The sequence below is a fragment of the Streptomyces sp. NPDC059443 genome, assembly GCF_042750105.1.
Taxonomy (GTDB): domain Bacteria; phylum Actinomycetota; class Actinomycetes; order Streptomycetales; family Streptomycetaceae; genus Streptomyces.
Genome location: NZ_JBHYVM010000022.1, coordinates 106870 through 124626, shown reverse-complemented (window position 1 = coordinate 124626; position 17757 = coordinate 106870). Strand labels below are relative to the sequence as shown.

Genomic DNA, 17757 nt, shown 5'->3' with positions numbered 1-17757 from the left:
CCCGCCGGGGGTTCGTTCTGTCGGGTGGGTTCGACGCGCGACTACGCCCCATCTGCTTTTTTTCGCCCGCCGCCCGGGCCCCCCCCGGGGCCCCCCCCGGGGGCACGAGCCGGGCGCGGCACCCGCGGGGTGTCCGGGTGGGTTACGGGGCGTAGAGGTTCGAGGCGAACGGGGCGAACCGGGTGTCTCCGGGGTGGATGACGTCGACGATCAGGCCGGTGCAGAAGCGGCCGCTGGTGACGAAGATCGGGTTGTCGGTGTGGTTCGTCACCGATGCGGGGCCGTTGTGCATGATGCAGCCGGACGGTTCGTGGATCGGGTAGCCGTTGATGACCAGGTCCCCCGAGGACGCGTGCGCGGAGCCGCCCAGGCCGAGTACGAGGGTGGCGGCGGCCGCGAGGGTGCCGAGGGTCGTGGTCAGTCGTCGCATGGTGAGGAACCTCCAGTGAGCCCGTTCGATGACGATCATCTTCCGGTTGCCTGGCTCACCGTATTGGGTTAATTACTCAACGTCACGCCCGCTGAGGGGTGTGCGGATGCGCGAGGGGCGCACATTTGTCCGGCGAGCGCCGGTGACGGGCGGGGCGGGGCTCGGGCGGGCGGGCGGGCTACGCGAGCCAGTGGGCCGGGTGGGTCAGGTGGGGCGGGAGCTGGGTGGTGGGGGTGCCCTTGGCCGCGTTGAGCTGGGGCTGGGTGAGGAAGAGGGTGTCGCGGAGGTCGGCCCCGCGCAGGTCGGTGTCGCGGAAGTCCGCGCCGATCAGGTCGGCCGAGCGCAGGTCGGCGCCGCTGAGGTCGGCCGCGATCAGATAGGCGCCGCGGAGGTTCGCGCCGCGCAGGTCCGCGCCGGAGAGGCGGGCGCCCATCAGGTCGGCCCCGCGGTGGTTCTTCTTGCGGCCCGGCACCTTGGCCCGTACGAGCTCGCTGGCCTTCAGGAGGAGGGCGTTGACCTCCTGGCGCAGGGGGCCGATGTCGAGGGCCGCGAGGGCTTCGGGGGTCGCTTCCGTCCAGCGCGCGGTGTCGGCCAGGGCCGCGCGCAGCTCCGTGTGGACCGGGCGGGCGGCCGGGAGGGCGAGGGCTTCGGAGATGTAGAAGAGCAGCTCGTGCAGGAGCCGCATCACGGGGAAGACCTCGTACATCGCGCCGGCCGTGCCGGGGTGGGCGCGCCAGTCGCGGCCGCCGAAGGTGACCTGTGAGACCTGCTGTCCCGCGCCGAAGCAGTCGAAGACCGTGCAGCCCTGGAAGCCCTTGTCGCGCAGCCGGGTGTGGATGGTGCAGCGGAAGTCCTGCTGGAGGTTCTTGCAGGGGGTGCCGGCGGGCTTGTTCACGGCGAAGTCGGTGGACTTGGCGAAGGGCAGGGCCACGCAGCAGAGCGCGAAGCAGTTCGCGCAGTCCGCCTGGAGGACGGGGAGGACGGGGAGGACGGGGAGCTGGGAACGCGACGGCGACGGCGAGGACGACGGCGAAGGCGACGGCGACGGCGACGGTGAAGAGGCGTGAGGCTTGGGCACGTCGCCATTGTCCCCTGGTGGGGTAGATGGGGTGGCCGGGGGGGAACCCGGGGCGAGACCGGTGGGTGCCGGGATGGCGACAGCCCTTGATCGCGGGGGAGGGCGCGGCGAGCATCGGCTCATGACCGAACTTCTGGCAGTCGCCCTCATCACCTTCCTCGCCGTGATCAGTCCCGGCGCGGACTTCGCCATGGTGGTCCGCAACAGCTATCTCTACGGGCGCCCCACCGGCCTGCTCGCGGCCGCCGGGGTCGCCGCGGGCGTTCTGGTGCACGTCTCGTACACGATGCTCGGCGTCGGCCTGCTGATCGCCTCCTCCGCCGGGCTGTTCACGGCGATCAAGCTCGCGGGGGCCGCGTACCTGGTGTGGATCGGTGTGAAGACCTTCCGGTCGCGCGCCGAGGTGACCGTGGATCTGGAGGAGAAGGCCGGGCTCACGCCGTTCGGGGCGCTGCGGACCGGGTTCCTGACCAACGTGCTCAATCCGAAGACCACGCTGTTCGTGGTCTCCACCTTCACCCAGGTGGTCGGGCCGGGGACGCCGGTGTGGCAGCAGGCCGGGTACGGGCTGTTCATGTCGGCCGCGCATCTGGGCTGGTTCGGGGCGGTGGCGCTGTTCTTCTCCAACTCGCGCCTGCGCGACCGGATGCTGAAGGCGCAGAAGGCGCTGAACCGGGCCATCGGCTCCGTGCTGGTCGGGCTCGGAGTGGGGCTGGGCTTCGCCCGCTGAAGCGCACGGAGGGACTGCGGAGGGGCTGCGAGGGGCTGCGGAGGGTCTGGCGGGGGCGGGTTACCTGTCGGTAGCGTGCCGTTCATGGGCGATGCAGCGGCTGTAACGGGCGTTAAGGGCGTAGCAGAGGGTGTCGAGGCGTTCTACGAGCGGATCGACGCCGGAAGGTTCCGTGCCACCGGCTACGCGCGCGGGCCGTGGGATCCCGGCGCGCAGCACGCCGGTCCGCCGGCCGCGCTGCTCGGGCGGGCGATCGAGGAACGGCCGGGCGCGCGGGAGGACATGCGGATCGCCCGGATCACGTACGAGATCCTGCGCCCGGTGCCCCTCGGCCCGGTGGAGCTGACCACCAGCGTGCTCCGGGCCGGCCGCGGCACCGAGGTGGTCGAGGCGGCGCTCGCTCCGGCCGGGGGTGCGCCCGTGATGCTGGCGCGCGCCCTGCGGATCCGGGTGGCGGGGGAGTCCGTACCGGCCGTCGTGCCGGGGCCGGAGCTGCCGCCGCCCGGGGAGGTGGGGGCGACGCCGTTCTTCCCGGTGCCGTGGGAGACGGGCTACCACTCGGCGATGGAGACGCGTTTCGCCGAGGGCGCCTTCGTCGAACTCGGGCCCGGGACCTGCTGGATGCGGATGAAGGTGCCGCTGGTCGCCGGGGAGGAGACCAGGCCGCTGGACCGGGTGCTGGTCGCGGCGGACTCGGGCAACGGCATCAGCTCGGTGATGGACTTCGGGCGCTACGTCTTCGTCAACGGCGACCTCACCGTTCATCTGCACCGGCATCCGGTGGGCGAGTGGGTGTGCGTGGAGGCCCGTACGAGCGTGGACGGGGCCGGGATCGGTCTCGCGGACGCCCGGCTGCACGACGAGAAGGGGCCGATCGGGCGGAGCGCGCAGAGCCTCTTCGTGGCGCCCCGGGCCGTGAACAAGCGATAGGAAGTACGTCGTATATTCAGATGAGTTGGGCGGGTTCTCCCGGGCACCGGACCCAACGGCTTCCGGCGTAACGGTTTCTGAGGCGGCCCCAAACGGGATGATTCGACACGGGGTGGCGGGAGCCGCTGGAAAAGCCGTTCGATGGGGGAAGGTTGGCGGGTGCGCAGACTCTGGGTGGTCGGTGGAATCAGCTTCGGGGCGTGCCTGTGCTTTCTCGCCCTGCTCGTCGTCGGTACGTACTCGGCCGCCGCGGGCATCGCCAGTGGTGGCGGCGGTGGTCTGGTGGGGCTCGCCAAGGGGGCCGTCCCGGGGAAGTACCAGACCCTCGTGGAGAAGTGGGGCCGGCTCTGCCCCACGCTCACCCCGGCCGTGCTGGCCGCCCAGCTCTACTCGGAGAGCAACTGGAACCCGAACGCGGTGAGCCCGGCCGACGCCCGGGGCATCGCGCAGTTCATTCCGGGCACCTGGGCCACGCACGGCATCGACGGCGACGGTGACGGCGACCGCGACATCTGGGATCCCAACGACGCGATCCCGTCCGCGGCTTCGTACGACTGCGAGCTGGCGCGCTACGTGTCCAAGGTGCCCGGCGATCCGGTCGGCAACATGCTGGCGGCCTACAACGCGGGGCCGGGGGCGGTGCAGCAGTACCAGGGCGTGCCGCCGTTCCAGGAGACCCAGGGGTACGTGAAGACGATCAAGACCCTCGCCAAGAGCTTCGAGGCTCCCGTGGGGCGGGTGGCGCCCTCCCAGCAGGCCGCCGGGGCGATCTACTTCGCGCAGAAGGTGCTGGGGACGCCGTACCTGTGGGGCGGGAACGGGACGGCCGACCAGGGCGGGCGGTTCGACTGCTCGGGGCTGACCAAGGCCGCGTACGAGTCGGTGGGGATCGAGCTGCCGCGGGTGGCGAACGACCAGTACAACGCCGGGTCGCATCCCGCGCGGGCGGAGCTGCTGCCGGGCGATCTGGTCTTCTTCTCCGACGATCTGACGAACTCTCGGGAGATCCGGCACGTCGGGCTCTACGTGGGCGGCGGCTACATGATCAACGCCCCGTACACCGGTGCCGTGATCCGCTTCGACAAGATCGACACGCCCGACTACTTCGGTGCGACCAGGGTCACCAAGGACGGTGCGGAGGCGCTGCCGAAGCGCCAGGGTGCCGGTGACGCAGCGTGAAGCGAAGGCCCTGAGCTGCGACGATGAGTCACTCTTCGATAACGTTGGAGTGATCATTCGGTGGAGAGTGGAACGCGGCCGTCAGAGCGGGCGTTCCATGGTCAAGGGGACCGAACCACATACTGGATCATCGGGTTGATCACTGGGGGGCGAAGGGGCGCACACAGGGGTGCGTCCGCGGGGGTACCAAGGCAAGGGCAAGGGGCCGCATCACCATGGCTGGACTCACAACTGGTGGGCCGAACGTGGATGTAAGCCTGCTGTACGAGATCAACGGACTGGCCCGGCAGGCCCCGGGCTGGCTGGACCGGGCGGTCTCGGTCGCCGGCGAGTACGGGATCCTGCTAGCCCTCGTGCTCCTGGTGCTGTGGTGCTGGCGCGGAGCGCGCCGGCAGGACGAGGCCGCGGCCGTCGAATCGTTCGCCGCGCTCGTGTGGGCGCCGCTCGCCGCCGGGGCCGCGCTGCTCCTGAACATCCCGCTGCGGGAGTTCGTGGGCCGGCCGCGCCCGGCCGCGCAGCACGGCGGGATCGAGGTACTGGATCCCGGCGCCGGGATGGGACACGGCGCGTTCTCGTTCGTCAGCGACCACGCCACGCTCGCGATGGCGCTGGGCGTCGGCCTGTTCGTCGCCCACCGCAGGCTCGGCTTCGCCGGGATCGCTCTGGCGCTGGTGGAGGGCTTCACCCGGGTCTACATGGGCGTGCACTACCCGACCGACGTCATCGGCGGGTTCGCGCTCGGCACGGCCGTGGTGCTGCTGCTCGCCCCGCTCGCGATGGCCCTGCTGACCCCGGTGGTGCGGGCCGTGGCCCGGTCGCCGCGGCTGGGCGTACTGGTCCGCGCGCGCGGCCGGGTACTGGCCAGACCGGTGGACCTGCCGAAGGCGCAGGTGCCGCGGGACAAGGGGCTCGCCGCGTAGGCCCTGTCCGGGCGGAGCGGGTGGCGGAGCCGGAGCGCACCGCGAGATCGGGTCTACGGGGCTTACGGGTCTACGGGTCTACGGGGGCTTCGGGTCCCGTGGCTCAGGCCCGGCCGTAGTGGTCCCAGGCCGAGAGGAGGAGCGCCGCCAGGAGACAGAGGGCGGCCACTCCGAAGCAGAGGCGGACCGCCGCCGGGCGGGAACGCGGGGGCGGGGTCACGGGTCGCCGCCGCCGTCCGTGCCGTCGGAGGTGGAATCCGGGTCCTCGCGGCGGTAGCGCGAGCGCAGCCACAGGCCGGTCGCGGCGGCCGCGGTGGTGGTGACCCCGATGGCCAGGACGACCTCGCCGGGCCCGTCGGCCGTTCCCACGGGGCTGGCCCGGGCCGGGGCGGCCGGGGCGAGCGCGATCAGCAGGGCCCAGAAGAGGGCGGCGAGTCTTGGCGCGGGTCCGGGCATGAGTCAAGGGCATCCGCTCCCGGGCACGTCGGCCACCCGGGCCGTCCGATCGGGCGAACCGGTCTACTGCGCGAGGTGGGCTCCCGCGTCCTTGCGGGCCAGGTCCCGGGAGCGGCGGGCCGGGCCGCGCCAGCCGCAGGTGCAGACGGCCAGGCAGAAGGAGCCCCGGTCCGCGGTGCTCGTGGTGTGTCCGACGGGCGGGCGGTCCGTTGCCTCCGGGTCACGGGGCAGCGGCACGGCGGCAAGCGGAGGGACAAGAGTCGCTTTGGTGTGCGGTTCCACGCCACCACGGTACCCGGGCCGGCCGGGGTGCGGGACTGTCCTGCGCGGGTGGATCGTCAGGGTGCCCGGTGGGGTGCCGGGCGGGGTGTTCACTCAGGCGCGCGGCGGTCGTTTGCCCGGGTGTGCGCCCCGGTGTGCGCCCTGGCGTGCGGCCCGGCGCGCGGCCCGGGCCGGGAGGCCGCCGCCGGTTGGCGCGGGGTTCACAGGGGGGATTCGCGGAGTTGGCGAGCCGTTCGAGGAAGGGCCGGGGCCGTGACGGGAGCCCTGGGACCTCGTTAAGCGGAGCGGGTGGGCCTCGGGCAAACAGCGGTCACGCGTTGGGGGTTGGCAGGCGATGGTGGTGCACCAGCACAGGAGACGGCCGGGACGCGCGGGTGAGACGGCGTTCGCGGTCGGCCTGGCCCTGACGTTGGCGGCGTTGAGCGGGTGCGGCGGCGAAGCGGCCGCCGGGGACGACGGCCGGCCCGGCGGCGACCCGGTGGCCACGATCCGCGGAGCCGCCGACGCGCTCGCGAAGACCGGCAGCGCGCGGGCCCGTACGGCCATGGAGATGGCGACCGGCGGCACCAGGGTCACCATCCGCGGCGAGGGCGGGGTCGACTTCAAGAACCGGATGGGCCAGCTCCTGGTCATGCTCCCGGACGACGCCAAGGGCAAGGCCGAGCACCGGCCCATCACCGAACTTCTGGTACCCGGCGCGCTCTACATGAAGAACCGGGGCGCGGGCGTCCCCGACGACAAGTGGGTGCGGGTGGACACGACGGCCCTGGCCGACGGGAACCTCGTCACGGGCGGGGCCACCGACCCGATGGCCGCCGCCGAGCTGCTGCGCGGCGCGCAGGAGGTGACGTACGTCGGCGAGACCGAGGTGGCGGGGACCAAGGTGCGGCACTACCGGGGTACGACCGACATCGCGCGGGCCGCGGCGGATGCCTCGCCGGCGGTGAAGGGAGCGCTGGAGGCGGCGGCGAAAGGGTTCAGCAAGGACGCGGTGCCGTTCGACGCGTACCTCGACGCGGAGGGCCGGCTGCGGAAGGTCCGGCACCGTTTCACCTACGTCAACAACGGCGTGATCGATGTCTCCTCCACCACCCTGCTCTACGGGTTCGGGACTCCGGTCACCGTCGTTCTGCCGGCGGAGGGGGACATTTTCGCGGGGAAGATCGCCGACTAGCGGTCAGGGCCCGTGCGGGGCGGCGCGATCGGGCCACGGCCGGCCATCGGTCCGGGGTGAGGGGCCGGAAATGGTCCATCCGTGTCATGCGCGCGGCGCCCCGCCGTACCTACGCTGAGGAACCGAGCGCCGGCGACCCCGACGACGGCAAAGAGAGGTGGACCGCGTGACTCCCGCAGGCGGTACGACGGTGCAGGACTACGTGGCCCTCGCCGAGATCGAGTTGTGCGGCGAGCTGATCATCGCGGCCTCGGCCGCGAACGAGGACCGGCTCAGCCAGGACCGGATCGACGAAGTACTGATGGGGTGCTAGTCGCCCGCCCCACCCGCCCGCCCCACCCGTCCCAGCCACCCGTCGAAGCCTCCTCCGCAGTACCGTCCCCGTCCCGCCGCCGACCCCGGGACCGCGCGGCTCTCAGGTCCGCAGCAGCCGCGCGATCGCCTTCGTCGCTTCCTCGACCTTGGCGTCGATCTCGCCCCCGCCCTTGACGGCCGCGTCCGCGACACAGTGCCGCAGGTGTTCTTCCAGCAGCTGGAGCGCGAAGGACTGGAGCGCCTTCGTGCTCGCCGAGACCTGGGTGAGTATGTCGATGCAGTAGACGTCCTCGTCGACGAGGCGCTGGAGTCCCCGGATCTGACCCTCGATCCGGCGCAGCCTCTTGAGGTGCTCGTCCTTCTGGTGGTGGTAGCCGTGCACGGCTACGGCCTCGGCGGCCTCGGTGCCCGCCGTGGCCTCGGTGCCCGCTTCGGCTCCGGAGCCCTCCGCCTGGATGGCAGTCATGCGTCCTCCCGTGGTCCGGATCGAGGGGTGCATACCCCTCATGGGTATATGGTACCGGGCCCCGTCCGTGGAGGCAGGGGCCCGTGGTCCTCACTCTGCCTGATGGAGGACACTGGGGAACTGCCGGTTAGCCGTGGCCGGGGGATGCGCCTAGCATCAGCCTGACCGAATCCAATGCACCCCGAGGACCTCACGTGCGATTTCGTCTGACCCCCAGGGAGACGAGCTTCTACGACATGTTCGCCGCATCCGCGGACAACATCGTCACGGGCTCCAAGCTCCTGATGGAACTGCTCGGAGCGGACTCTTCCGCCCGAGCCGAGATCGCGGAGCGGATGCGGGCAGCGGAGCACGCGGGGGATGACGCCACCCACGCGATCTTCCACCAGCTCAACTCCTCCTTCATCACGCCGTTCGACCGCGAGGACATCTACAAGCTGGCGTCCTGCCTCGACGACATCATGGACTTCATGGAAGAGGCGGTCGACCTGGTCGTCCTCTACAACGTGGAGGAGCTCCCCAAGGGAGTCGAGCAGCAGATCGAGGTACTGGCGCGCGCGGCCGAGCTGACCGCCGAGGCCATGCCGCACCTGCGGACCATGGAGAACCTCACCGAGTACTGGATCGAGGTCAACCGCCTTGAGAACCAGGCCGACCAGATCCACCGCAAGCTGCTGGCCCAGCTCTTCAACGGCAAGTACGACGCCATCGAGGTGCTGAAGCTCAAGCAGATCGTCGACGTGCTCGAAGAGGCGGCCGACGCGTTCGAGCACGTCGCGAACACGGTGGAGACCATCGCGGTCAAGGAGTCCTGAACCTCGTGGACACCTTCGCTCTGATCGTGACCATCGGTGTCGCGCTCGGTTTCACGTACACCAACGGATTCCACGACTCGGCGAACGCGATCGCGACCTCGGTCTCGACCCGCGCGCTGACCCCGCGCGCCGCGCTCGCGATGGCCGCGGTGATGAACCTCGCCGGTGCCTTCCTGGGCAGCGGGGTCGCCAAGACGGTCAGCAAGGGGCTCATCGAGACGCCCCACGGGACCCGGGGGATGTGGATCCTCTTCTCGGCGCTGGTCGGCGCGATCGTCTGGAACCTGGTCACCTGGTACTTCGGCCTGCCCTCGTCCTCCTCGCACGCGCTGTTCGGCGGCATGGTGGGCGCGGCGCTGGCGGGCGGGATCGGCGTCATCTGGCACGGGGTGCTGGAGAAGGTCGTCATCCCGATGTTCCTCTCGCCCGTCGTCGGCCTGATCGTGGGCTACCTGGTGATGGTCGCGATCATGTGGATGTTCCGCAGGTCCAACCCGCACAAGGCCAAGCGCGGCTTCCGGATCGCCCAGACCGTCTCGGCGGCCGCCATGGCCCTCGGCCACGGTCTCCAGGACGCCCAGAAGACGATGGGCATCGTGGTGATGGCCCTGGTCATCGCCGATGTCCAGAGCTCGGGCGACCCGATCCCGGTCTGGGTCAAGATCGCCTGTGCCGTGATGCTCTCGCTCGGTACGTACGCGGGCGGCTGGCGCATCATGCGCACCCTGGGCCGCAAGATCATCGAGCTCGACCCCCCGCAGGGCTTCGCCGCGGAGACCACGGGTGCGTCGATCATGTACACGGCGTCCTACCTGTACCAGGCGCCGATCTCCACCACCCACGTGATCACCTCGGCGATCATGGGTGTGGGCGCGACCAAGCGGGTGAACGCGGTCCGCTGGGGCGTCGCCAAGAACATCATCCTGGGCTGGTTCATCACCATGCCGGCCGCGGCCCTCGTCGCCGCGGTCAGCTTCTGGATCGTGAACCTGGCCGTCGGCTAGCCCTACGGGCACCAGCGCGGCAGGAACGAAAGCGGGCCGGCTCCCCCCACCCAGGGGGAGCCGGCCCTTTTTCTTTATTTCGCCTTGCGGTGGCACCGCCATGCAGCACCGCAGGACGTTCTCGACATCCCGGGTCTAGCCGAAGCGGCCCGAGATGTAGTCCTCGGTCGCCTGCACGGACGGGTTCGAGAAGATCCGGTCCGTGTCGTCGATCTCGACCAGCTTTCCGGGCTGGCCGACCGCGGAGAGGTTGAAGAAGGCGGTGCGGTCGGAGACGCGGGCCGCCTGCTGCATGTTGTGGGTCACGATGACGATCGTGAAGCGCTCCTTGAGCTCGCCGATCAGGTCCTCGATGGCGAGGGTGGAGATCGGGTCGAGGGCCGAGCAGGGCTCGTCCATCAGGAGGACCTGGGGCTCGACCGCGATGGCGCGGGCGATGCACAGGCGCTGCTGCTGACCGCCGGAGAGGCCGGAGCCCGGCTTGTTCAGGCGGTCCTTGACCTCGTTCCAGAGGTTGGCGCCCTGGAGCGACTTCTCGACGATGTCGGTCAGCTCGGACTTCTTGAAGGAGCCGTTCAGCCGCAGGCCCGCCGCCACGTTGTCGAAGATCGACATGGTGGGGAAGGGGTTCGGGCGCTGGAAGACCATGCCGACCGTGCGGCGGACCGCGACCGGGTCCACGCCGGGGCCGTACAGGTTCTCGTCGTCCAGCAGCACCTTGCCCTCCACGCGGCCACCGGGGGTGACCTCGTGCATGCGGTTCAGGGTGCGCAGGAAGGTGGACTTGCCACAGCCGGAGGGGCCGATGAAGGCGGTCACGGAGCGGGGCTCCACGGTCATCGAGATGTCGTCGATGGCCTTGTGGTTGCCGTAGAAGGCGGACAGTCCGCTGACGTCGATTCGCTTAGCCATGAGGGGTCACTTCGCTTTCGGGTGGTCGCGTCAGCGACCGGTCTTGGGAGCCTTCCAGCGGGCGATGCCGCGGGCCACCAGATTGAGGATCATGACGAAGGCGATCAGGACGAGCGCTGCGGCCCATGCCCGGTCGTAGGAGGCTTCACTGCCGACCTTGTACTGCTCCCAGATGTACAGGGGGAGCGAGGACTGGGCGCCTTCGAAGGGGTTGCCGTTGATCAGCTGGGAGCCGAAGACCAGCAGCATGATCGGCGCGGTCTCACCCGCGATGCGGGCGACGGCCAGCATCACGCCGGTGGAGATTCCGCCGATGGCGGTGGGCAGCACGACCTTGAGGATCATGCGCCACTTCGGCACACCGAGGGCCAGGGCGGCCTCGCGCAGCTCGTTGGGGACGAGCTTGAGCATCTCCTCGGTGGAGCGGACCACGACGGGCATCATCAGGATCGACAGGGCCAGCGAGCCGGCGAAGCCGGAGGGGCCGAAGCCGAGCATCAGGTTCCAGGTCGTCAGGATGAACAGACCCGCGACGATGGAGGGGATGCCGGTCATGACGTCGACGAAGAAGGTCACGGCCTTGGCGAGCGAGCCCCGGCCGTACTCGACCAGGTAGACGGCGGTCAGCAGGCCGATGGGCGCGGAGATCGCGGTGGCCAGGCCGACCTGCTCGATCGTGCCGAGCAGCGCGTGGTAGACGCCGCCGCCGTGGTCGAAGGAGGTCACGCCGTTCATCGAGTGGCTGAGGAAGTTGCCGTCGAGGAGCTTGATGCCGCGGCTGATGGTGGTCCACAGCAGCGAGAGCAGCGGGACGACCGCGAGCAGGAAGCAGACCCAGACCACGGAGGTCGCGACCCGGTCCTTGGCCTGGCGGCGGTTCTCGATGACCGAGCTGGCCGTGTACGTGACGACCACGAACAGGATGGCGGCGAGCAGACCCCACTGGATCTTGCTGGCGAGGCCGAAGACGGCGCCGAGGCCGCAGCCGAGGGCGACCGAGAGGGCCGCGATGCCGGCCGGGGCCCAGCGGGGCAGGCTGCCCTGCGTCAGGCTGGTGGGGGCGACGGACTTGCGGGCCCGGGAGGGGCGCGGGTCCTGGAGTGCGTGGCTCATCAGGCGTTCGCCCCCGAGAAGTCCTTGCGACGGGCGATGATCAGCCGGGCGGCGCCGTTGACCAGCAGGGTGAGCAGGAAGAGCACGAGACCGGAGGCGATCAGGGCGTCGCGGCCGAACTCGTTGGCCTCGTCGAACTTCGCGGCGATGTTCTGCGCGAACGTGCCGCCGCCCGGGTCCAGGATGTGGCCGGAGATCAGGAAGCTCGGGGAGAGGACGGTCGCGACGGCCATGGTCTCGCCCAGCGCGCGGCCGAGGCCGAGCATCGAGGCGGAGATGACTCCGGAGCGGCCGAAGGGCAGCACCGACATGCGGATGACCTCCCAGCGGGTCGCGCCGAGGGCCAGTGCGGCTTCCTCGTTCATGCGCGGGACCTGGAGGAAGACCTCGCGGCTGACGCTGGTCACGATCGGGAGGATCATGATCGCGAGCAGGATGCCGACGGTGAAGAGCGAGCGCGCGACGCCGACCTGGGTCTTGTCGAAGACGTAGGTCCAGCCCATGTACTCGTCGAGCCACATGTTCAGGCCGCCGAGGTACGGGACGAGGAAGAGCGCGCCCCAGATGCCGTAGATGATCGAGGGCACTGCGGCGAGCAGGTCGACCACGTAGGCGAGGGGGGAGGCCAGCTTGCGCGGCGCGTAGTGCGAGATGAAGAGGGCGATGCCGACAGCGATCGGAACCGCGATGACCATCGCGATGATCGAGCTGACGACGGTGCCGAAGAGCAGGACGGCGATGCCGAAGACGGGGGGCTTGGCCGACGCGTTCCAGTCGAACGTGGTGAGGAAGTTGCCCTCGTTGTCGGCCAGGGCGATCGAAGCGCGGTAGGTGAGGAAGACGGCGATCGACGCCATGATCACCAGGAGCAGGATGCCGGAGCCCTTGGAGAGGCCGGCGAAGACCTTGTCACCGGCGCGACCGGTGGACCTTCCGCTCTTGGCGACAGGCGGAGCCGTGTCTATCTGGGTGGGTGTGGTGGAAGCCATGATCTTTCCGGTCTGGATGGGGGGCAGGCCCCCTGGCGGCGGTGCACCGGATCCCCTGGGTGGAGGGGAGGGTCCCCGGGCCGGGCCGCTCTCCGGACGGGGAGAGCGGCCCGGATGGTCCGGGGGTCGGGATTAGGCGAGCTTCGCGATGACCTCGCGGACCTTGGCGTTGATCTCGGCCGGGATCGGGGCGTAGCCGATCTCGGAGAGCGCCTTCTGGCCGGCGTCGGAAGCGGTGTAGTTCAGGAAGGACTTCACGGTCGGGAGCGTCTCGGCCTTGTTGCCCTTGTCGCAGACGACCTCGTAGGTGACCAGGACGATCGGGTAGGCGCCGTCGGCCTTGGTGGTGTAGTCGAGCTTCAGCGCCAGGTCGTCGCCGGTGCCGGCGATCTTGGCGGCGGCGATGGCCTTGGAGGCGTTCTCGCTGCTGGCCTTGACCGGAGCGGCGGCGCCCGTGTTCACGTCCACGGTCTTGATGGACTGCGAGGAGGCGTACGAGAGCTCGAAGTAGCCGATCGCACCGTCAACGGCCTTGACCTGCGAGGCGACACCGGCGGAGCCGGAGGCGGCCTGGCCACCCGGGGCCGGCCACTTCTTCGCGGCGTCGTAGGACCAGGCGTCGGGGGCCGCGGCCTTGAGGTACTTGCCCAGGTTCTCGGTGGTGCCCGAGTCCTCGGAGCGGTGGAAGGCCTGGATCGCGGTGGAGGGAAGCGTGACGCCGGGGTTCAGCTTCTTGATCGCGTCGTCGTCCCACTTCTTGATCTTGTCGTTGAAGATGTTGGCGATCGTGGGGGCGTCCAGCGTCAGCTTGTCCACGCCGGCGACGTTGAAGCCGATCGCGATCGGGCCGCCGACCATCGGCAGGTCGATGCCCTGGCCGCCGGTGCAGACCTTCTTCGACTCCTCGACGGCGTCGGGCTTCAGCGCGGAGTCCGAACCGGCGAAGCCGACCGTGCCCTGGTTGAACGCGACGATGCCCTCACCGGAGGAGGAGGACTTGTAGTTCACCTCGACGCCGGAGCAGGCCGCCATGTAGTTCTTGATCCACAGGTCGACCGCGTTCTTCTGCGCGGAAGAGCCGGAGGCGAGCAGCTTGCCCTTGGCGCCGTCGCACTTGACGTCACTCGCGGCGGCGCTCGGCTTGCCGGACGCGGTGGCGTCGGTCTTCGTGTTGTTGTCCGAGCCGCACGCCGTGAGGACCAGGGCGCTGGACACGACGAGCGCGCCGAGGGCGGAGGCACGAAGCATGTTCTTGCGCTGAAGCTTCACTTTCGGGTGTTTCCTTCCAGAAGCCGCCGGCCGCTTTCTGTATCGGGGCGGCGTGCGAAGAGGACTACGTCGGTTGCTCGGGGGAATCGTCGCCTTCGCGGTGACTCGCACCTTGCATCTACGAAGTTAGGCAGATCAGGTGAAGCGGCCGACCGGGGTAGGTGAACGGATGGTGAACCGTGGCGGACGGGGTGGTGTGTCCGGACGGATCCGCCCCCTGCCGTAATCCGGCGTTACCTTGCCGTTACCGTTACGTGACCGGCTTCGGCCCCCGGGAGGGCGTGGCCGGATTTCGGCTGCCAGATGTGGTGGAAGGTCAGCCGGGCCGCCTCGACCTCGTGGCGCTGGTCCGCGTGCAGGATCCCCAGGGCGTACGCCGTCGCCGGGGCGATACGGGGCGTGCGCGCGGCCGTGGCCGAGGCCGCCGCGGCTTCCGCAGCGTCCCGGTGGCGGTCCAGGGCCTCGCCCGCGGCGGCCGGCCGGGCCACGTCCTCGCCCAGCGCCTCCCTCGCGTACCGGTGCACCCGCAGGAGGCGGCGCACCTCGTTCCACGGGCCGTCGTGGTCCGCGTTGTACGGGTGCGCGGGGCAGGGCGCGGGGAGGGCGGCCACCGCCGCGGACAGGCGGGATCCGGCCACTTCCGCCAGCGGGACCAGGACCTCGTCCACCCGGCCCCGGGCCGCGACCGCGTCCAGCGGGACCTCGGAGGCCAGTACCGCCACCGCGTCCGCCACCGCGTGGAAGCGGGAGGAGCCCAGCGCCTGGAGCGTCGCCGAATGCGCCCGCGTGCGCGCGAGGGTGAGCTGGCGCTCCAGCAGTGCGCCGGCGCGCGCCGAGCCCACGGTGAGGGAACCCGAGGTCGCGCCGCGCGGGGCGGGTACCTCCGGGGAGCCGGAGAGACGGTGCAGGGCGTCCATCAGCCGGGTCAGCCGGGCTGCGTACGCGTGCTCGTCGGCCAGGGTCGAGGAGAGCCAGACGAGCTCCGTGCGCAGCGAGTCCGCCCAGGCCGAATCGGCCACCGCCCTGAAGGTGGAGAGGGAAGAGGAGATGCGGCGCGCCGCCCCCCGCAGGCTGCGCGCCGCATCGGCTCCCTCGGCGGCGTCGGCACCGCTCTCCTCGTGCAGGCGCAGTCCGCGCAGGAAGGCGGTGGCCTGCGAACGCAGGTAGACGCCGAGGACGTCACCTGCCGTAATCGCGGTCGGGTCATGGTTTGGCTGAGCCACGCCGGCGCCTCCGGGCGTCTATGAGCATCTCCTGAACGTGCCGCAGCGGCTGGCCCTCGCCGTCCGTGCTGTGCCGGGTCCATTCGCCGTCCGGGCCCAGGTGCCAGGAGGAGGTGGCGTCGGACATACCGGTTTCCAGCAGCCGGTCCAGTGCCGCGCGGTGGGCCGGGTCGGCGACCCTGACCAGTGCCTCGATACGGCGGTCGAGGTTGCGGTGCATCATGTCGGCGCTGCCTATGTACACCTCGGGTTCGCCGCCGTTGCCGAAGGCGAAGACCCGGGAGTGCTCCAGGAAGCGGCCGAGGATCGAGCGGACCCGGATGTTCTCCGAGAGCCCGGGGACCCCGGGACGGATCGCGCAGATGCCGCGGACCCAGATGTCGATGGGCACCCCCGCCTGCGAGGCCCGATACAGGGAGTCGATGAGCGCCTCGTCGACGATCGAGTTCATCTTGAGGCGCACGTACGCGGGGCGGCCGGCCCGGTGGTGGGCGGCCTCCTTGTCGATCCGGGAGACCAGGCCGCCGCGCAGCGAGCGCGGGGCCACGAGCAGCCGGCGGTAGGTCTCGCGGCGCGAGTAGCCCGACAGCCGGTTGAACAGGTCGGAGAGGTCCGCGCCGACCTGCGGGTCGGCGGTGAGCAGCCCGAGGTCCTCGTAGAGCCGTGCCGTCTTGGGGTGGTAGTTGCCGGTGCCGACGTGGGAGTAGCGGCGCAGCTGGTCGCCCTCCTGGCGGACGACGAGCGACAGCTTGCAGTGGGTCTTGAGGCCGACGAGGCCGTAGACCACGTGGCAGCCGGACTCCTCCAGCTTGCGGGCCCACTTGATGTTGGCCTGCTCGTCGAAGCGGGCCTTGATCTCGACGAGTACGAGGACCTGCTTGCCGGCTTCGGCGGCGTCGATCAGGGCGTCCACGATCGGGGAGTCGCCGGAGGTCCGGTACAGCGTCTGCTTGATCGCCAGCACGTCCGGGTCGGCGGCGGCCTGCTCCAGGAAGGCCTGCACCGAGGTGGAGAAGGAGTCGTACGGGTGGTGCAGCAGCACGTCCCGTTCGCGCAGCGCGGCGAAGATGTCGGGGGCGGACGCGGACTCGACCTCGGCGAGGTCGCGGTGGGTGCCGGCGACGAACTTCGTGAACTTCAGCTCGGGGCGGTCCAGCGAGGCGATGCCGAAGAGCGCGGTCAGGTCCAGCGGGCCGGGCAGCGGGTACACCTCGGAGGCGTTGACCTTGAGCTCCTGCACGAGGAGGTCCAGGACGCCGGGGTCGATGGACTCCTCGACCTCCAGGCGGACCGGCGGGCCGAAGCGGCGCCGCATGAGCTCCTTCTCCAGGGCCTGGAGGAGGTTCTCGGCGTCGTCCTCCTCCACCTCCAGGTCCTCGTTGCGGGTCACGCGGAACATGTGGTGCGCGAGCACCTCCATGCCGGGGAACAGCTCCTCCAGGTGCGCGGCGATGACGTCCTCCAGGGGGACGTAGCGCTGCGGGGAGGCCTCCAGGAAGCGGGACAGGAGCGGCGGGACCTTGACCCGGGCGAAGTGGCGGTGGCCGCTGACGGGGTTGCGCACGACCACGGCCAGGTTCAGGGACAGGCCGGAGATGTACGGGAACGGGTGCGCGGGGTCCACGGCCAGCGGGGTGAGCACCGGGAAGATCTGGTTGCGGAACAGGGTGAAGAGGCGCGCCTGCTCCTTCTCGGTGAGGTCGTTCCACCGGATCAGGTGGACGCCTTCCTCGGCGAGCTGGGGGGAGATGTCCTGCTGGAAGCAGGCGGCGTGGCGGGCCATGAGCTCACGGGAGCGGGTCCAGATCTGGTCCAGCACCTCGCGGGGCTGGAGGCCCGAGGCCGAGCGGGTGGCGACGCCGGTCGCGATGCGGCGCTTGAGGCCGGCGACGCGGACCATGAAGAACTCGTCGAGGTTGCTCGCGAAGATCGCCAGGAAGTTCGCGCGCTCCAGGAGGGGCGTCGTCGGGTCCTCGGCGAGCTCCAGGACGCGCTCGTTGAATGCCAGCCAGCTGCGTTCCCGGTCGAGGAAGCGGCCCGGGGGCAGCTCACCGCCGTCCTTGTCGTCGTAGGCGTCCAGGTCCGCGTCGAGATCCGGTTCCAGATCGACGTGCGGGCGGTGGGCGGCTATGGACCCGAGACGGGCGTGCGCACCGGTGGTCGCGCGCGCGGCGACCGCCTCGGGGGAGGAGGCGGCGGCGGCCACGGAGGCGGAGACGTCGGCGGCCGAGGGCGCGGACGGGGACGCGAACGTGTGCGACGGGTGCTGGGCGGGGACGTCGGTGGGGCCTGCGCTGGGCTTGTGGCTCATGACTCCATTCTTCCGCGCACGCGGCAGGACAGGCGCGTCGGAAGTGTCGGCCGTCAGTCGGAGTCGGGGCTGCATGCGGTCAGCTTCGCGAGCGCGCATTAATGCCCGGTTAATGGCGTGTGGCTTCCGGGGGCCGGGCGGACGGCTGCGCCGTGCGGGTG

General features: G+C 70.6%; 19 protein-coding genes. 8 read left to right on the top strand and 11 right to left on the bottom strand.

The window, feature by feature from the left end; all coding sequences use genetic code 11:
* Positions 1–142 precede the first annotated feature (142 nt).
* Both ACFXDJ_RS21990 and ACFXDJ_RS21985 read right to left on the bottom strand, forming a co-directional pair.
* The gene (locus ACFXDJ_RS21990) at positions 143–430 is read right to left on the bottom strand and encodes a hypothetical protein (protein WP_384652459.1); all 288 of its coding nucleotides are present in this window, start codon (positions 428–430) and stop codon (positions 143–145) included.
* Between the two features lie 178 nt (positions 431–608).
* Positions 609–1508, bottom strand: coding sequence for a pentapeptide repeat-containing protein (locus tag ACFXDJ_RS21985; RefSeq protein WP_384652461.1), 900 nt, complete (start codon positions 1506–1508; stop codon positions 609–611).
* A 121-nt stretch (positions 1509–1629) separates the two neighbouring features.
* Here ACFXDJ_RS21985 and ACFXDJ_RS21980 point away from each other — a divergent pair, with 121 nt between their 5' ends.
* The 4 genes from ACFXDJ_RS21980 to ACFXDJ_RS21965 all read left to right on the top strand — a co-directional run bounded on the left by ACFXDJ_RS21980 (position 1630) and on the right by ACFXDJ_RS21965 (position 5267).
* Positions 1630–2238, top strand: a complete 609-nt coding sequence (locus ACFXDJ_RS21980) for a LysE family translocator (RefSeq protein WP_384652463.1) — start codon at positions 1630–1632, stop codon at positions 2236–2238.
* 84 nt (positions 2239–2322) lie between these two features.
* Positions 2323–3168, top strand: a complete 846-nt coding sequence (locus tag ACFXDJ_RS21975) for a thioesterase family protein (protein ID WP_384652465.1) — start codon at positions 2323–2325, stop codon at positions 3166–3168.
* 159 nt (positions 3169–3327) lie between these two features.
* Positions 3328–4347, top strand: coding sequence for an NlpC/P60 family protein (locus ACFXDJ_RS21970; RefSeq protein WP_384652467.1), 1020 nt, complete (start codon positions 3328–3330; stop codon positions 4345–4347).
* A 215-nt stretch (positions 4348–4562) separates the two neighbouring features.
* Positions 4563–5267, top strand: coding sequence for a phosphatase PAP2 family protein (locus tag ACFXDJ_RS21965; RefSeq protein ID WP_384652469.1), 705 nt, complete (start codon positions 4563–4565; stop codon positions 5265–5267).
* Between the two features lie 216 nt (positions 5268–5483).
* Here ACFXDJ_RS21965 and ACFXDJ_RS21960 read toward each other — a convergent pair whose 3' ends face one another.
* The gene (locus tag ACFXDJ_RS21960; protein WP_384652471.1) at positions 5484–5723 is read right to left on the bottom strand and encodes a hypothetical protein; all 240 of its coding nucleotides are present in this window, start codon (positions 5721–5723) and stop codon (positions 5484–5486) included.
* 63 nt (positions 5724–5786) lie between these two features.
* Positions 5787–5960, bottom strand: coding sequence for a hypothetical protein (locus ACFXDJ_RS21955; RefSeq protein ID WP_384652473.1), 174 nt, complete (start codon positions 5958–5960; stop codon positions 5787–5789).
* Positions 5961–6339: 379 nt separating this feature from the next.
* On the opposite strand from ACFXDJ_RS21955, the gene ACFXDJ_RS21950 reads away from it, so the two are divergent.
* Positions 6340–7179, top strand: a complete 840-nt coding sequence (locus ACFXDJ_RS21950) for a hypothetical protein (protein ID WP_384652475.1) — start codon at positions 6340–6342, stop codon at positions 7177–7179.
* A 166-nt stretch (positions 7180–7345) separates the two neighbouring features.
* Positions 7346–7492 (top strand): hypothetical protein, encoded by a 147-nt coding sequence (locus tag ACFXDJ_RS21945; RefSeq protein ID WP_384850008.1) that lies wholly within the window; start codon positions 7346–7348, stop codon positions 7490–7492.
* A gap of 102 nt (positions 7493–7594) precedes the next feature.
* On the opposite strand, the gene ACFXDJ_RS21940 is transcribed toward ACFXDJ_RS21945, so the two are convergent.
* The gene (locus ACFXDJ_RS21940; protein ID WP_384652476.1) at positions 7595–7960 is read right to left on the bottom strand and encodes a metal-sensitive transcriptional regulator; all 366 of its coding nucleotides are present in this window, start codon (positions 7958–7960) and stop codon (positions 7595–7597) included.
* 194 nt (positions 7961–8154) lie between these two features.
* Here ACFXDJ_RS21940 and ACFXDJ_RS21935 point away from each other — a divergent pair, with 194 nt between their 5' ends.
* Both ACFXDJ_RS21935 and ACFXDJ_RS21930 read left to right on the top strand, forming a co-directional pair.
* The gene (locus tag ACFXDJ_RS21935) at positions 8155–8775 is read left to right on the top strand and encodes a DUF47 domain-containing protein (RefSeq protein ID WP_384652478.1); all 621 of its coding nucleotides are present in this window, start codon (positions 8155–8157) and stop codon (positions 8773–8775) included.
* Positions 8776–8780: 5 nt separating this feature from the next.
* Positions 8781–9779: an anion permease gene (locus tag ACFXDJ_RS21930; protein WP_384850005.1), complete on the top strand. Its 999-nt coding sequence runs from the start codon at positions 8781–8783 to the stop codon at positions 9777–9779.
* A gap of 135 nt (positions 9780–9914) precedes the next feature.
* Here the strand turns inward: ACFXDJ_RS21930 and pstB are convergent, their stop codons facing one another.
* The 6 genes from pstB to ACFXDJ_RS21900 form a co-directional block, all read right to left on the bottom strand.
* On the bottom strand, positions 9915–10691 hold the full coding sequence (pstB, locus tag ACFXDJ_RS21925) for a phosphate ABC transporter ATP-binding protein PstB (protein ID WP_382980126.1): 777 nt from the start codon (positions 10689–10691) through the stop codon (positions 9915–9917).
* Positions 10692–10721: 30 nt separating this feature from the next.
* The gene (pstA, locus tag ACFXDJ_RS21920; protein WP_384850002.1) at positions 10722–11804 is read right to left on the bottom strand and encodes a phosphate ABC transporter permease PstA; all 1083 of its coding nucleotides are present in this window, start codon (positions 11802–11804) and stop codon (positions 10722–10724) included.
* The gene (gene pstC / locus ACFXDJ_RS21915) at positions 11804–12793 is read right to left on the bottom strand and encodes a phosphate ABC transporter permease subunit PstC (RefSeq protein ID WP_384652485.1); all 990 of its coding nucleotides are present in this window, start codon (positions 12791–12793) and stop codon (positions 11804–11806) included. Before pstC ends, pstA begins: the two co-directional genes overlap by 1 nt.
* A 132-nt stretch (positions 12794–12925) precedes the next feature.
* Positions 12926–14062 carry a phosphate ABC transporter substrate-binding protein PstS gene (pstS, locus tag ACFXDJ_RS21910; protein ID WP_384652487.1) on the bottom strand — a complete coding sequence of 379 codons (1137 nt, stop codon included), beginning with the start codon at positions 14060–14062 and terminating at the stop codon, positions 12926–12928.
* 233 nt (positions 14063–14295) lie between these two features.
* Entirely contained in the window at positions 14296–15285 is a 990-nt protein-coding gene (locus ACFXDJ_RS21905) for a CHAD domain-containing protein (protein WP_384652489.1), read from the bottom strand.
* Positions 15266–17596: an RNA degradosome polyphosphate kinase gene (locus tag ACFXDJ_RS21900; RefSeq protein ID WP_384652491.1), complete on the bottom strand. Its 2331-nt coding sequence runs from the start codon at positions 17594–17596 to the stop codon at positions 15266–15268. Before ACFXDJ_RS21900 ends, ACFXDJ_RS21905 begins: the two co-directional genes overlap by 20 nt.
* Positions 17597–17757 lie beyond the last annotated feature (161 nt).